This is a genomic window from Methylobacterium sp. CM6247 (assembly GCF_054817925.1).
In genome coordinates this window covers 1199563-1213356 of the sequence record NZ_JBTXKX010000003.1, presented here as the reverse complement: position 1 = coordinate 1213356, position 13794 = coordinate 1199563, and the positions used below count along the sequence as shown (strand labels likewise).

The 13794-nt window shown below is 68.6% G+C and carries 15 protein-coding genes; 9 read left to right on the top strand and 6 right to left on the bottom strand.

Annotated elements, in window-relative coordinates; genetic code table 11:
- Nucleotides 1-306 precede the first annotated feature (306 nt).
- The 9 genes from ACYQOP_RS06570 to panC all read left to right on the top strand — a co-directional run bounded on the left by ACYQOP_RS06570 (nt 307) and on the right by panC (nt 8514).
- The gene (locus tag ACYQOP_RS06570) at nt 307-1320 is read left to right on the top strand and encodes an AAA family ATPase (protein ID WP_207411132.1); all 1014 of its coding nucleotides are present in this window, start codon (nt 307-309) and stop codon (nt 1318-1320) included.
- Nucleotides 1321-1346: 26 nt separating this feature from the next.
- On the top strand, nt 1347-2279 hold the full coding sequence (locus tag ACYQOP_RS06565) for a DUF58 domain-containing protein (RefSeq protein WP_461221777.1): 933 nt from the start codon (nt 1347-1349) through the stop codon (nt 2277-2279).
- A gap of 3 nt (nt 2280-2282) precedes the next feature.
- Complete coding sequence (locus tag ACYQOP_RS06560; RefSeq protein WP_461221775.1) at nt 2283-2750, top strand: DUF4381 family protein; 468 nt, start codon at nt 2283-2285, stop codon at nt 2748-2750.
- Nucleotides 2751-2754: 4 nt separating this feature from the next.
- Nucleotides 2755-3768, top strand: coding sequence for a VWA domain-containing protein (locus ACYQOP_RS06555; RefSeq protein WP_419953195.1), 1014 nt, complete (start codon nt 2755-2757; stop codon nt 3766-3768).
- Complete coding sequence (locus ACYQOP_RS06550; RefSeq protein ID WP_461221773.1) at nt 3765-4694, top strand: vWA domain-containing protein; 930 nt, start codon at nt 3765-3767, stop codon at nt 4692-4694. The genes ACYQOP_RS06555 and ACYQOP_RS06550 overlap by 4 nt, the downstream gene beginning before the upstream one ends.
- Complete coding sequence (locus tag ACYQOP_RS06545) at nt 4694-5617, top strand: tetratricopeptide repeat protein (protein ID WP_461221771.1); 924 nt, start codon at nt 4694-4696, stop codon at nt 5615-5617. The genes ACYQOP_RS06550 and ACYQOP_RS06545 overlap by 1 nt, the downstream gene beginning before the upstream one ends.
- Before the next feature lie 173 nt (nt 5618-5790).
- Nucleotides 5791-7044 (top strand): hypothetical protein, encoded by a 1254-nt coding sequence (locus ACYQOP_RS06540; protein ID WP_461221769.1) that lies wholly within the window; start codon nt 5791-5793, stop codon nt 7042-7044.
- A gap of 111 nt (nt 7045-7155) precedes the next feature.
- Nucleotides 7156-7557 (top strand): hypothetical protein, encoded by a 402-nt coding sequence (locus tag ACYQOP_RS06535; protein ID WP_246747816.1) that lies wholly within the window; start codon nt 7156-7158, stop codon nt 7555-7557.
- Between the two features lie 93 nt (nt 7558-7650).
- The gene (gene panC, locus ACYQOP_RS06530) at nt 7651-8514 is read left to right on the top strand and encodes a pantoate--beta-alanine ligase (protein ID WP_461221766.1); all 864 of its coding nucleotides are present in this window, start codon (nt 7651-7653) and stop codon (nt 8512-8514) included.
- A gap of 7 nt (nt 8515-8521) precedes the next feature.
- Here the strand turns inward: panC and ACYQOP_RS06525 are convergent, their stop codons facing one another.
- From ACYQOP_RS06525 to ACYQOP_RS06500, 6 genes are all read right to left on the bottom strand, one after another.
- Entirely contained in the window at nt 8522-9754 is a 1233-nt protein-coding gene (locus ACYQOP_RS06525; RefSeq protein WP_461221764.1) for an extracellular catalytic domain type 1 short-chain-length polyhydroxyalkanoate depolymerase, read from the bottom strand.
- 193 nt (nt 9755-9947) lie between these two features.
- Entirely contained in the window at nt 9948-10673 is a 726-nt protein-coding gene (gene dnaQ / locus ACYQOP_RS06520; RefSeq protein ID WP_056423355.1) for a DNA polymerase III subunit epsilon, read from the bottom strand.
- Nucleotides 10674-10708: 35 nt separating this feature from the next.
- Entirely contained in the window at nt 10709-11314 is a 606-nt protein-coding gene (gene coaE, locus ACYQOP_RS06515) for a dephospho-CoA kinase (protein ID WP_461221761.1), read from the bottom strand.
- The gene (locus ACYQOP_RS06510; RefSeq protein ID WP_461221759.1) at nt 11311-12153 is read right to left on the bottom strand and encodes a shikimate dehydrogenase; all 843 of its coding nucleotides are present in this window, start codon (nt 12151-12153) and stop codon (nt 11311-11313) included. The genes coaE and ACYQOP_RS06510 overlap by 4 nt, the downstream gene beginning before the upstream one ends.
- Before the next feature lie 26 nt (nt 12154-12179).
- A complete protein-coding gene (locus ACYQOP_RS06505) occupies nt 12180-12794 on the bottom strand; it encodes a Maf family protein (protein WP_461221758.1) in 615 nt (204 codons plus the stop codon).
- Between the two features lie 20 nt (nt 12795-12814).
- Nucleotides 12815-13645, bottom strand: a complete 831-nt coding sequence (locus ACYQOP_RS06500) for a pyruvate, water dikinase regulatory protein (RefSeq protein WP_056422951.1) — start codon at nt 13643-13645, stop codon at nt 12815-12817.
- Nucleotides 13646-13794 lie beyond the last annotated feature (149 nt).

Sequence of the window (13794 nt, the reverse complement as noted above, 5' to 3'; positions counted from 1 at the left end):
GATGCGACATAACGCCGAATTCCGGCTTAGATCCTCGGGATCGGCAGAGAAATCCGCTCTGCATGCATTCGACTTCATGAAATCCCGGTGGTCGGGCATTCTGCCCGATCTCACCCTCGTGTTTCACGGGAAACGTCCCACGGGATTGACGCCGGTGCTCCGCTGCATGCACACCCAATCGATATAGGGATCTCTTAAGAATCCGCCCGAGGAGACGCGCATGGTGCTGTACGCCGGCCCTGCCACGATCATGCCCCGCTTATCCGTTGCGGCAGCCCTGCGGGCGGCTCCGGCCGACGCGCGCTCATGAGCGACGCGACACTGGCCATGCGTCCCGCTACCTCGGCGGCGCCGGCCGCCGACGAGGCGCTTCGCGCACGCATCCTCGCTTTGCGGGATGGCCTGAGCCACGGACTCATCGGCGCCGAAACCCTCGTGGAGCGTCTGCTCATCGGGCTTCTCACCGGTGGCCATCTCCTCATCGAGGGCGCGCCCGGCCTCGCCAAGACGCGCGCGGTCAAACGCCTGTCGGACGGGCTCGACGGCAGCTTCGCCCGCATCCAATGCACGCCCGACCTGATGCCGGCCGATCTCACCGGCACCACCGTCTGGCGCCAGGATGCCGGCGATTTCGAGTTCTTGCCCGGTCCGCTGTTCCACTCCCTCATCCTCGTGGACGAGGTGAACCGCGCCCCGCCCAAAGTGCAGTCGGCGCTGCTGGAATCCATGGCAGAGGGCCAGATCACGGTCGCCGGCCATACCCATGTCCTGCCCGACCCGTTCATGGTGGTGGCGACCCAGAATCCCATCGAGCATGCGGGCACCTTCCCGCTACCGGAGGCACAGCTCGACCGCTTCCTCCTCCATGTGGTGGTGGAGATGCCCGACGAAGCCTCCGAGCGCCGCATCCTCGACCTCGTCGAGGGCGAACTGAACCACCATGCCGAGGCGATGCCGGTGAAGCTCACCGTGGCGGAGATCCGCGCCGCCCGCGCGGCGGCCCTCAACGTCCACGTCTCGTCGGCCCTCAAGGATTATCTGGTGCGGCTCGTGGCCGGCACCCGCACCGACAAGGCCGCCCCGGATCTCCGCGCCTCGATCGAGCACCCGGCCTCCCCGCGCGGGACGCTGGCGCTGATGCTCGCCGGCAAGGCGCGGGCCTATCTGCGCGGCCGCGACCACGTGATCCCGGAGGATATCTCGGATCTCGCCGCCGACGCCCTGGCGCACCGGATCGGCCTCACCTGGCGCGCAGCAGCCGAGGGACAGACGGCGCGGGGAATCATCACGGGCCTCGTCCAGCGGGTCCGGGCGCTCTGAAGGCGGAATGGTCGGGTAGCACAGCCATGGCGTCCCCCTCCGGCCCGAGCACGGGCTCCGCACACGGCCCCGGTATCCATCTGTCGGGCGAGGCCCTGATGGGGCTACGCCACCTCGCCCGACGCGGCGTCTCCCCGGCCACCCGCACCCTGGCGGGCCTTCCCGGTGGCATCGTCACCCGGCGGCGCGGACGCGGCTCGGAGCCCGACGACGTGCGGCTCTGGTCCGAGGGCGACGACCGCCGCCATATCGACCGCAACGCCACCGCCCGCACCGGCATCCTCCACGTGCGGACCCACCATGACGAGCGCGACCGCGCCGTGGTGCTGCTGGCGGATTTCCGCCCTTCCATGCTGTTCGGCACGCGTCGCGCCCTGCGCTCGGTGGCGGCGGCCGAAGCCCTGGTGCTGCTCGGCTGGCGCATCGTCGGCGATGGTGGCCGGATCGGCCTCGTGGCCGCGTCCTCGGGGGAGCCGGTGGTGGTCCGTCCCGGCGGCGGCGAGCGGGCCATGACGGCGGTGACGGGTGCGCTCGCCATGGCCCATGCCCAGGCGCTCGCCGCCTCGGACAGGATGGACCCTCCCCTCGACCGCAGCCTCACCGTGGCGGCGAGCCTGCTTCCGTCCGGCGGCCATCTCGTCATCGGCAGCGCGCTGGACGCGCCGGGGCCTGAATTCGACCACCTGCTCACCGTGCTGGCCGAGCGCCTGTCGATCCGCCTCGTCCTCGTCAGCGATGCGTTCGAGCGCAGGAAGCCGGCGGGGTTCTTTCCGTTCGCCACGCCGGACGGGCAGCGCGGCACGGTTCAGGTCGGGCGCTCCGCCGCCAATACGGACGGCGCGCCCGACGACCGACTCATCGCCTATGCGCGGCGCGGCATCGAAGGGTTGCGCCTCGATGCCGAGGCCGGCCCCGAAGCCTATGCTCCGCTGATGGAACGTCTCGATGCGGTGCTGTAGCGCGTGAACCCGCTTAGCTCCCCCACCGATCTCACCCAGCTGCGCGGCCTGCACCTCCCGGCCGATGCGGGTAGTGGCGCGCAGGGCGAAGTGGTGCTGGCCATCGCGCTGGGCTTCGTCGCGGCCCTTCTCGTCGGCCTCGTCAGGCTGTTGCGGGCACGGGCGAAAGCTTCGGTGCGGGCGTCGGCCCTGCGCGGCCTCGCCGAGACGCGCACACTCGCTCCGGACGCACGCCTCATCGCGCAGGCCCGCCTGTTGCGGCGCCTCGCCCGGACGCTCGTCGGCGACGAGGCCGCCTCGACCCAGGGACGCGACTGGGCGGCCACCCTCGACCGCCTCTTCGCCACGGATGTCTTCAGCAAGGGCGCAGGCAGGGTCGTGACGGAGGGCCTGTACCGGCGCTCCTCCCCGGCCGACGTCGAGATCCTCGATTCCGAACTCAGCCGTCTTTTCGCGCGGATCAGGGCCTGAGCCGATGCCAGCCTGGTTCACCGCTTTCCTCTCGGCCTTCGATCTCGCCGCGCCCCTGGCGCTGCTGCTCCTGCCGCTGCCCTTTCTCGCGGCACGGCTGCTGCCGCCCGAACGGATGGGATCGAGCGGCGCCTTGCGCGTTCCGGCCACCGTCGTGATGGGCTCCGCCCGAGGGGACGGCGTGGCGGCGCGCGGGCGCGGGCGCTCGCTCCTGATCTGGACCCTGTGGGCCGCCTTGGTGGCGGCGCTCGCCGGCCCCCGCCTCGTCCTGCCCGCCACCGCGCTTCCGGCCTCGGGTCGCGAGATCATGCTGGTGATGGACCTGTCCGGCAGCATGGAGCGGCGCGACTTCGCCATCGACGGCGAGACCGTGACGCGGCTCACCGCGGTGAAGCGGGTGGGCACCGACTTCATCCGCCGCCGGGCCGGGGACCGGATCGGCCTCGTGATCTTCGCCAACGAATCCTACGTCGCCGCGAGCCCGAGCTTCGACACCAATACCGTGGCGCGCGCCCTCGACGAGGCGACGATCGGCCTCGTCGGCCGCTCCACCGGCATCGGCGACGGTCTCGGCCTCGCCCTCAAGCGACTGGTGCCGGCCACCTCCGGCGAGGCGTCCGATATCCCGCAGGCCACATCGAAGGTGGTAGTGCTGATGACGGACGGGGCCAACAATGCCGGCCAGACCACGCCGCGCGACGTGGCGGCTTTGGCCAAGGAGCTCGGCGTCAAGGTCCACACCATCGCGCTCGGCCCCCGTGACATGTCCAATGCCGACGGCGAGCAGGATGTGGTCGATGCCGAGACCTTGCGGGACATCTCGACTCTCACCGGGGGCACCTTCTTCCGGGTGAAGACCACCGACGACCTCATCGCCATGGCGGATTCGATCGATGCCATCGAAGGGGGTCGGGCCAAGGCTCCCCCGGTCCCCCTGCGGCAGGACCTGTGGCCCTGGCCCGCCGGCCTTGCTCTCCTCTGTGCGGCGGGCCTGCTGGTGGCGAGGCGCAAGGCATGAGCGACCTTCTCTCCCTCGCCATCCTGCGGCCCTGGTGGCTCCTGGCGATTCCCGTCATCCTCGTCCTCGCCCTGCGCGCGGCCTGGCGCTCGGCCCCGCTGGGCGATTGGGCGAAGGCGGTCGATCCCGGCCTGATGGCCTTCCTCGAGACGCGCGGAGCCGTCCTCGGCGGGCGGCGCCAGGCCAACCTCGCCGCCGCTATCGCGGCCGGTCTCATCGCCGTCGCCCTCACGGGACCGGCCATCGAGCGCCCGGACGCGGCGACCTTCCGCAACCTCGATGCGACGGTGGTCGTCATCGATCTCTCGCGCTCCGTGGCCGAGGGCGGCCACCTCAAGGAGGTCCGCCAGATCGCCGACAGCGTGGCCCAAGCGGCGGGCACCCGCAGTGTCGCCGTGGTGGTCTATGCCGGCGATGCCTATCTCGCCGCGCCGCCGACCACGGACCGCGACGCCCTGAGCCTCGTCCTGTTCGCCCTCGACGGCGACACCGTGCCCGATCGCGGCACCCATCCCGAGCGCGGCCTCGCCATCGCGCGCCGGACCCTGGAGGAGGCCGGCGTCATCGCCGGCGACGTGGTCCTCGTCACCGATGGCGACGGGATCGGCGATGCCGCCATGCGCGAGGCCACTGCGATCCGGAACAAGGGCTGGCATCTCCATGCGGTATTCGTGCCGGCCACCAAGTCCCTGCCGGGCGGTTCGCCCAAGCCCGACCGGGCGGCCCTCGACCGCGTCACCGGCGCGGGCGATGGCGTGACCGTCGATCTCGACAGGCCCGCCGCCCTCCTCGACATCGTCGGCGCCAGCACGGCGCAACATCTGGCGGCGGGCGGCTACACCGTGCTCGCCTTCGCCGATCTGGGACGCTGGCTGATCCTCCTCGCCCTGCTTCCTGCCCTCGCCTTGTTCCGCAGGAGCGCCTGATGAGCACCGCGCGCCTCTCCTTGCCCGATCGTCTTCCCTTCGCCCGTTACTTGCCCCGGCATTGGACCGGCTGGGCCAGGATCGCCGGCATCACGCTGGCGGGGGCCGGCATTCTCGGCCTCACCCTGGTTTCGGAGCCGCGCACGACGCTCGGTCGCAGCCTGATGAGCCTCGGCCTGCCCGGTGCCGCCGCCACCATCCTTGCCGATCCGGCTTGGCGCGGGGCGGCGCTCTACGAGGCCGGGCGCTACGAGGAGGCCATCGCGATCTTCCGGAACGGCGGCCGGCGCAACGCCTACAATCTCGCCAATGCGCTCGCGCGCTCGGGCGACTTCCAGGGCGCCATCGACGCCTACGACGTCGCCCTGCAATACAATCCACGCGATGCGGATGCGCAGGCCAATCGTTCCCTCGTCGCCCGCCTCGTGGCCGAGGGGCCGGGCGATCCGGGCAAGGGCGGCGGCCTCGCCAATGCCACCGCGACCGTGGGCTCGCGCTACAACAAAACCTCGAATCAGGATCCCAACGACGACATGAAGGCCTCCTCCGTCGGCGAGGGACTGGCCGGCAACAAGGAGGGGGGCACCTCCTCCTCGACGCCGGGCAACAGCAAGGTGGCGCGGCGGGGCAAGGCCGAGCAGCAATCGGTGGATTCCGGCAAAGGTGAAGCAAGAGGCTCGGCCAGCGATGCAGCCGGTCGTGGACGCACGGGCGCCGGTTCCGCCATGGTCGCCGCCGCCCCGGAGCGGGAGGCGCGGCGCGTGACGAAGAGTTTCGAGGCGCACGAAATCCGCCCCGACCGCCTCTGGCTCCAGACCCTGCCCGACGATCCGGGCCGGTATCTCAAGCTGCGCCTGAAAGCCGAGCAAGCGGTGCGTGTGGAAGCGGGCACGGCGGTCCCGGCGGGAAGCAACCCATGGTGAGCGGAGTGTATCGCCCGGATACCAACCCTCCCCCCTCTGCGGGGGAGGGTGCCTGCGGAGCAGGCGAGAGAGGGGACGACCTCTCCGGAACTGGCGCTCCCCTCTCCCGACCCGCTTCGCGGGCCACCCTCCCCCGCAGAGGGGGGAGGGATCACGGACGGCGTGGCGTCCTCGTGCTCGGCGCGTTCCTATTCCTCGCCGCTCCGGCGCATGCCGAAATTTCCCCCGGCGACCTCACACTGACGGTGACGCCGGAGCTCAACGGAAATGCGGCGCCGTTCTCGCGGGAAATGGTGCTTCTCCATATCCGCGGCGTCTACCGGCAGGCGATCCTGCTGGAGGAAGTGGTCCAGCCTTCGCTCGCGAATTTCAGCTGGACCCAGCTCGGCCGGGACACCTGGTCGAAGACACGCCTGCCGGACGGACAGGTGGCGGTGGCCTTCGACCGCACCATCGCGATCTTCCCGCACCATCCGGGCGACTTCACCATCGACCCGTTCATCCACCGCCTCACCATCAACGACGGCGGCACCCGCAAGGTGGTGGACGTTCCCTCCGTACCGGTCTCGCTGCCCGTCGCCACCTGGACGAAGCCGGTGGGCGGCCCCGACGTAAAGGAGCCGTGGTGGCTACCGGCGCGGGACGTCACGATCACGGATTCCTGGAGCCCCGATCCCGAAACGGTGAAGATCGGCGAGACCACGAGGCGCATCGTCACCCTGGAGGCGCAGGGGCTGGTGGCCGAAGGGCTGCCGCCAAGGCCGGTCATGCGCACACGCGGTATCCTCACCTTCGCCGGCCCCGTGACCCGCGAGACGATCATCACCCCGACTGGTCCGGTGGCGCGGGCGACCTATCAATGGGACGTGCGCCCTGCCGTCACCGAGATCGTCCCGCTGGATGCGATCACCATTCCCTGGTTCGACACCGTCTCGCGGACCTTGCGGGAAGCGGAAATCCCGGCCCGCCAGATCGGCGGCGGCCTGCCCGACCGGGACGAGGACGCCAAACCCGTCGCTCCGGCCTCGCCGATGGTCGTTGCGGCTGCGGCCGTGGGAGCTTTCGGGTTCGGCCTCGCCCTCATCGGCTTTGGCGTTCCGAGGCGCTCTCGGACCCTGCGCCTCGACCGTGCGACGCGTCGCGAACTCGCACGCCACGCGGAAGCCGGTGATGGGCCGGGTTTCCGCGCTGCCCTCGGCCCGGTCTTCGAGCGCGAACCCGAACTCGCGCGGCTCTGGCGCTCCATTTCAGTCATCTCCGAGGCACTGGCCGCCCTCGACGCCTCGCTCTATGGCCGAACCAAGGAAACGACACCGGACCTGGCTCTGTTAGCCGGCAACCTGTCGAAGCCGTTCAAGATCGACAGGCCTTCCGCCGAGCCGGTCAACCCTTTGGCGGATCTCGATGGTCGGGCTTTGCGACGGTAACCTTTCGTTCACCCTGTTCTGAGAATTTCGAGCCTCGTCCACGGACGGGGAGTTGGGCGGTGAACGCCCATCGACAGGGCTTCCGGCGACGGGAGCACGCAGCGGGATGACATGAGCCGAGGGCGCGAGACAGCAGGAGGCCATGCCGCGAGGGTGCTGATCGCGGCAAGTTTCGTCGCGTCCGTCTTGGACGGCCCGGCCCGGGCTGCAGACGCGCGGGAGCGTTGGTCCACCCCCTACGGCGTGGAGGCCAACCGCCCTGTCCCGGGAGCCGAGCCGCCGCCGCGTTACTTCCCGCGCGCGGACGAGGACAGCACGCCGCGACGGGAGCGTGCGAGACCCCGACGGGTCGCCTGTATCCCGAGAAGCGTACCCATCCCCACCGACGCGCCGGACGATCCGAGCTATGTCGGATCGACCTACGGGCTCGGGAAACCGAGCTATTACGGCTTCAAACCGGCACTGGGCGTGGACGATCCCTTCGGTCGGTCCCTCCTACCCTATTGCAACTGACCTCGGGCGCTCGCGGCATCTGGCCTTCCGGCGCCGAGTTGGGATAGTCGGAGGACAGCCCGACATCCCTTAGAGCCCTGCCGAAGAGCCCCGATGAGCAGCCAAGCCTCGCCCGTCACCCCGGTCCGGTTCGACACGGTGGACCCCATGCGGACCTGCATCCGCGCCTGGAAGGCGGCGGGCGACCGTGTCGTCTTGGTGCCTACCATGGGTGCCCTGCACCAGGGCCACCTCTCCCTCGTGACCCGGGCGCGGGAACTGGGGGAGCGGGTCGTGGTCAGCATCTTCGTCAACCCGACGCAGTTCGGGCCGAGCGAGGATTTCTCGCGCTATCCGCGCGATACCGAGGCCGATCTTGCGCTGCTGTCGGAGGCGGGCGTCGATGCCGCCTACCTTCCCACCGTGGAGACGATGTACCCGGCGGATTTCTCCACCAGCCTCACGGTGGCGGGCATCAGCGAGGGATTGTGCGGCGCGTTTCGTCCGGGCCATTTCTCCGGCGTCGCCACGGTGGTGACGAAGCTCGTCAACCAGGTCCAGCCCGATACCGCCCTGTTCGGCGAGAAGGATTTCCAGCAATTGCAGGTCATCCGCCGCGCGGTGCGTGACCTCGACATCCCCGTCGCCATCGGCGGCGTCCCGACATTGCGAGAGGAGGACGGCCTCGCCCTCTCCTCGCGCAACCGCTACCTCAATGCACAGGAGCGACGGATCGCCCCTCTTCTGCACCGCGAGCTGTCGATCATCGCCGAAGGATTGCGAGCGGGGAACGCCGCGTCCCCCCTCGTCTCCGCCTCCACCGATCGGCTGATCGCGGCCGGGTTCAGCACGATCCAGTATCTCAGCGTGTGCGATGCCGACACGCTGGCCCCGGTGGAACACGCCACGGGAGCGACCAGGATTCTGGTCGCCGCCTATCTCGGCTCGACGCGACTCATCGACAACGTAGCGGTCTAACAGCGATTCACTGGCGCGGTCGGTCGAGGCGGTGGGCCATGAAGAAATCGACCATCGCCCGTGACGCATCGGGTCCGCGACGGTCGGTGTAGCTGCCCGACGGGTCGCCCCCCGACCAGGCATGGTTGAGGCCGCGCACGACCCAGCTTTCCACCACCACACGATCGGTCTCGTCGGCATAGCGCGTGCGAATATAGGAGAGCCCGCCCGGACTCACGCCGTCCGAGACGGAAGGCGTGAGTGCATCGACGCCGGCCTGGAGCAGGACCTGCTCGCCATTGCGCGGGTGGACGGTGCTGTCGTTCTCACCGTGAACCATGATGGTCGGAACGCGGGGCGTCCCTCCCTGCAGAGTGGCGGCGGCTCCCGAAGGCCCGAGACGCATCGTCGTCAGCGCCGAGGAGACGTCGCCGGCGCATCCGGCCGCAAGGCCGGAATGCACGCCGACAGCGGCGTAGAGATCGGGATAGGCCAGGGCCACGTTGGCAGCGGCCGCGCCACCGGCGGAGAGGCCAGCGATGTAGACCCTGCGCGGATCGACATCGTGGTTTTGCATCACCTCACGGGTAAGGCCAGCGATGATCTCGGCCTCGCCCAGGCCCCGTGCCTGATCGCCGGGCTGATACCAGTTCCAACAGCGCTGGCCGTGGTCCCTCGTGCTCTGGCCTGGATAGGCGACGAGGAACCCTTCCTGCTCGGCAAGGAGGTTCATGCCGGTTCCGGCAGCGAAATCGTCCGGTGACTGGGTGCAGCCATGCAGCATCACGACCAGGGGAGGATGGGTGACCGTACGGCTGGGAATGTAGAGCTTGTAGTCGCGCGCACCCGCTTCGTTGGCGAAGGAATGCGCGGTGAAAGTTCCCTCTCCCGTGGTGAGAGACGGAACGTTTCCGTCCCGGAACAGCGTCGCGGGATCGAACCCCATGAAGCCGGACGTCGCCGGAGCGGGAGCATTCGCGCCTTGAGCGACCGCGCCGGATGGCGACGACAGGCCGAATTTCCGCGCGACCTGATCCAGGGCCCCACGAAACTGATCGTGCAGACCTTCCGCGATCCCGCCTGCCGAATGCGTGGAGGTTGCGGCGTCCGCTGTCTGACCGGAATGGCTGGCGCCCTGGCTCCCGAACAGGCCGCGCTGGATGAGATCGGACGCTTCCTGCAAGCGGCCCGCCCCCGTCAGCTTGGTGGCTTCGACGAGATCGGCCAGACGTACCTGTGTCCGGTTCGGGTGATCAGCCATCGCATGATCGCTTTCTTGGGTGTTGGACATGTGTGTCGACGAGCGGCCAGCGGATCTGATCGATGCAGGATAAAAGCTGATCCGGCATCGACGGTGGGCTCGATTCGCCTCCGCGCCGACTCGTTGTGCAAAGATGTAAGCTGGTTCTGTTGCAATGCAATATGTGTTTTATTGCATTGCACCTAGGCGATATTTACTCGCCTTCGCTCTCGCTGACATAGTCGCGCCAGATCGGGCTTGCACTGAGAGACGAGACGAACGCAGCATGCTGGCTAACGTCCAAGGGGTTCAAGCGGTTGCGCAATCGGCGCGGCCCCGTGGCGACGGGACCGTCGCCGGAGGCAACGATCTGGATCGGTTCGGCGGCCTCGACCATCGCCAGGCCAAGGCTTGTCTGCTTGCCGCCCAGCAGCTCGATATAAACCTCGGCCAGGATCTGAGCGTCGAGAAGCGCACCGTGTTTGGTGCGCCGCGTCGTATCGATCCCATAGCGGACGCAAAGCGCGTCGAGGCTGTTGGAAGCGCCGGTATGCTTGCGCCGCGCCATCTGCAGCGTGTCGACCACCGCCCCCAAGTCGATCTGCGGCGGCCCGCCTTCGCCGAGCCGGGCGAACTCCATGTTGAGGAAGCCCACATCGAAGGGCGCGTTGTGGATCACGAGGGGGGAATCGCCGCAGAAGGCGACGAAATCGTCCACGATCGCCGAAAAGACGGGTTTGTCGGCCAGAAACGCGTCGGAGAGACCGTGGACGCCGAACGCGCCCTGCGAGACCGGCCGCGTCGGGTTGACGTAACGGTGGAAGGTCACCCCCGTCTGGATATGGTTGATCAGTTCGACGCAGCCGATCTCGATCAGCCGGTCCCCGTTCTTGGCATCCGTACCGGTGGTTTCGGTGTCGAGGACGATCTCACGGAGCATGGTGCGGTCCATTCGAGGAGAAACGAAGCGGTCGGTCAGGCTTGGCCTGCGCCGGCGAGCCGTTCGATGAGAGCGTCGACCTGATTTTCGGCGCCAGCAAGGCCAAGCCCGGTATCGATGAGGAAGTCGGCACGGGCGCGCTTATCGGCATCGGGCATCTGCTTAGCGAGGATCGCGGCAAAAGCCGCCTCGGACATGCCCGGGCGCGCCAGCACACGCTTTCGCTGAATCTCGGGATCCGCCGTCACTACCAGAACGGCATCGCATCTCGCCTCCCCGCCGGTCTCGAACAGGAGGGGGATGTCGAGGATCACCAGGGAGGCGTCGGCGTACTCGTCGAGGAAGCGCTGCTCCTCCGCGCGGACGAGGGGATGAATCGCGGCTTCCAGCCGGCCGAGAGAATCCGGCCGGCCGAGCACATGGTCCCGCAAGCGCGCGCGGTCGACGGAGCCGTCCTCCGCGATGGCGTCGGGGAACAGGTCGGCGATGAAGCGGGCGCCGGCTCCACCCGCCGCGTAGAGGCACCGCACCGCCGCATCCGCGTCGTGGATCGGAATGCCGCGCTGGGCGAACATGGCGGCCGTGGTCGATTTCCCCATGCCGATGGAGCCGGTGAGGCCGAGAATAAACGCCCGGGTCATCGCTTCGCGACCAGATCGGCGACGATCAGGGCACGCAGCTCCGGCGTCACCACGGGACGGGTCCCGAACCAGCGTTCGAAACCGGGAACCGCCTGATGCAGCAGCATGCCGAGCCCGTCGACCACGCGATGCCCTCGCGCAGCTGCCGCTGCGAGGAGCGGCGTCTCCAAGGGCGAGTACACGATATCGGCGACGGCACATTCAGCCGGCAAACGATCGAGAACGATGTCGAGGGGCGGCTTTCCGGTCATGCCGAGTGAGGTGGTGTTGACGAGAAGCCGCGCGCGGCGGAGGGCATCGTCGAGCCCGTCCCAGTCGATGGCCTCCACGCGGGACGGATCGAGTTCCACGATGGCCTCGGCCCGCGAGCGCGTGCGGTTGGCAACCCGGATGCGGCTCGCCGGCCGGTCGAGGAGGCCCGCGACGACGGCCCGTGCCGCCCCTCCCGCTCCGAGGATCACGACATCGCCGGCATCCGCACGGAGCCAATCCACCCCAAGGGTCTCGTCGAGATGGGCGGTGAAGCCGACGGCGTCGGTGTTGTCGCCGACGAGACGTCCCTGCGCGTCGAAGGAGAGCGTGTTGACCGCGCCGATCCGCCGGGCGGACGCCGTCAGCACCTCGGCCCCGGCGAAGGCGGCTTCCTTATGTGGCAAAGTCACGTTTCCGCCGGCGAACCCGGCAGCCTTCAGGCCGCGCAGGAAGGCCTCGAAATCCTCCGGCGCCACGTCGATCCGCTCGTAGGACCCGTCGAGCCCGAGGGTCGAGAGCCAGTGTCCGTGGATCATCGGCGACCGGGAATGGGCGATCGGATGACCGACGACGAAGGCTTTGATCATGAATGGGTCTCGCGGGGCGTTCGGGATCAGAAGGCAAGGCAGCCATGGCAGCGCAACCGGTCGAGCAATCCGGTTAGCGGCAGGCCGAGGATCGTGGCATGGGCGCCTTCGATTTCCGCGAACAGATGGATGCCGAGGCCTTCCAGCTGGTATCCCCCCACCGTGCCGGTGACGCGGTCATGCCCGGCAATCGCCAGATAGGTGTCGATGGCGACCGCGCTCAGATCCCGCATGGTCAGACGGGCCTCGTCATGCATCACGTCCGGCTCCCGTCCCGGTACGATGAGGGCGGCGGCGGAATGAAGCGAATGCGTCCTGTTGGATAGCCGGCTCAGCTGATGTTTCGCCGCGTCGAGGGAGGCGGATTTGTGAAACACCTCCCCCTCGCAGGCGAGAACCTGGTCCGCGGCCAGGACGATCCTGTCTCGGGCCTTTTCCGCGACCGCCCGTGCCTTGGCCAGGGCCAGCCGGCGGGCGAGATCAGCGGGGGCGAGGGGGCCTGAATCGGCCTCGATGCCGCGCTCGTCGACATTCGGGATCACGACCTCCACGTCGAGGCCGGCGGCTTCGAGGAGATGCCTGCGCGTCGGCGAGCCGGAGGCAAGAACCAATGGACGTTCGGGAAGCCAGAGACGGGTCATGACGGTGCTCGCTTCGCGTTTCAGGCGACGATGAACTTGAGCCGGTGCTCGCGATGGAGATCGAGGATCGCGGCGGCGGTCTCCTCGATGGACCGCCTCGTGACGTCGATGGTCGGCCAGCGATGTCGGCTGCAGAGTTTGCGGCAGGCGGCGATCTCGTCGGCGACGGCGTCGCGATCGACATAGAGAGAGGTGTCGTCCGCCTTCAGGCTCAGCAGACGGTTCTGACGAATCTGCACGATCCGCTCAGGAGACGCGAGAAGGCCGACCACGAGGGGCTTGCGGGCGTTCTCGAGATTGGGCGGCACCGGCATGCCGGGCACGAGCGGGAAATTCGCGGTTTTCAGCCCACGATTGGCCAGATAGATCGCCGTCGGGGTCTTCGAGGTGCGGCTGACGCCCACGAGGATCACGTCGGACTCGTCGATGTCGAAGGGCAGGTTGCCGTCGTCATGCGCGAGGGTGAAGTTCATCGCGTCGATGCGCTTGAAATATTCGGCGTTCAGCATGTGCTGCGCCCCGGGCCGCGCCGTCGTCTCCGCACCGAGATAGGATTGGAGCAGGGCGTGGACCGGCTGAAGCACGGATAGGCAGGGCGAGCCGGTCTCGCGACAGGCCGCTTCCAGACGCTCGGTCAGGTCGTGCCCGACGAGCGTGTAGAGAACGAGGCCCGGCGCCGCCTCGATCTCGGAAATCACCCGTTCGAGCTGGGCCGAGGATCGCACCAGCGGATAGACATGCTCGATGGCCGAGACGCCTTCATACTGGGCGGCGGCGGCGCGACCCACATTGATGAGAGTCTCACCGGTGGAATCCGACACGAGATGGAGATGGAAGTAGCTGCGACTCATCGGAAATTCCCATCCCAGGCCGGCGGACGGGCTCGAGGGATCTCCGGGTTATCCACCACACCTGAAGGCCGGAGTCGACAGGTGGGGATAAAGCACCCCTGTCCGGGCCGGGGGCGGAACCTTCCCCCGCGTTGTCGACTCTCACGTCA

Coding starts and splice junctions, on each gene's coding strand:
- coaE (WP_461221761.1), bottom strand. CDS start 11,314: ATGACCCGGGCGTTTATTCTCGGCCTCACCGGCTCCATCGGCATGGGG.
- ACYQOP_RS06510 (WP_461221759.1), bottom strand. CDS start 12,153: ATGATCAAAGCCTTCGTCGTCGGTCATCCGATCGCCCATTCCCGGTCG.
- ACYQOP_RS06535 (WP_246747816.1), top strand. CDS start 7,156: ATGAGCCGAGGGCGCGAGACAGCAGGAGGCCATGCCGCGAGGGTGCTG.
- ACYQOP_RS06545 (WP_461221771.1), top strand. CDS start 4,694: ATGAGCACCGCGCGCCTCTCCTTGCCCGATCGTCTTCCCTTCGCCCGT.
- panC (WP_461221766.1), top strand. CDS start 7,651: ATGAGCAGCCAAGCCTCGCCCGTCACCCCGGTCCGGTTCGACACGGTG.
- ACYQOP_RS06505 (WP_461221758.1), bottom strand. CDS start 12,794: ATGACCCGTCTCTGGCTTCCCGAACGTCCATTGGTTCTTGCCTCCGGC.
- ACYQOP_RS06500 (WP_056422951.1), bottom strand. CDS start 13,645: ATGAGTCGCAGCTACTTCCATCTCCATCTCGTGTCGGATTCCACCGGT.
- ACYQOP_RS06570 (WP_207411132.1), top strand. CDS start 307: ATGAGCGACGCGACACTGGCCATGCGTCCCGCTACCTCGGCGGCGCCG.
- ACYQOP_RS06565 (WP_461221777.1), top strand. CDS start 1,347: ATGGCGTCCCCCTCCGGCCCGAGCACGGGCTCCGCACACGGCCCCGGT.
- ACYQOP_RS06550 (WP_461221773.1), top strand. CDS start 3,765: ATGAGCGACCTTCTCTCCCTCGCCATCCTGCGGCCCTGGTGGCTCCTG.
- dnaQ (WP_056423355.1), bottom strand. CDS start 10,673: ATGCTCCGTGAGATCGTCCTCGACACCGAAACCACCGGTACGGATGCC.
- ACYQOP_RS06555 (WP_419953195.1), top strand. CDS start 2,755: ATGCCAGCCTGGTTCACCGCTTTCCTCTCGGCCTTCGATCTCGCCGCG.
- ACYQOP_RS06525 (WP_461221764.1), bottom strand. CDS start 9,754: ATGGCTGATCACCCGAACCGGACACAGGTACGTCTGGCCGATCTCGTC.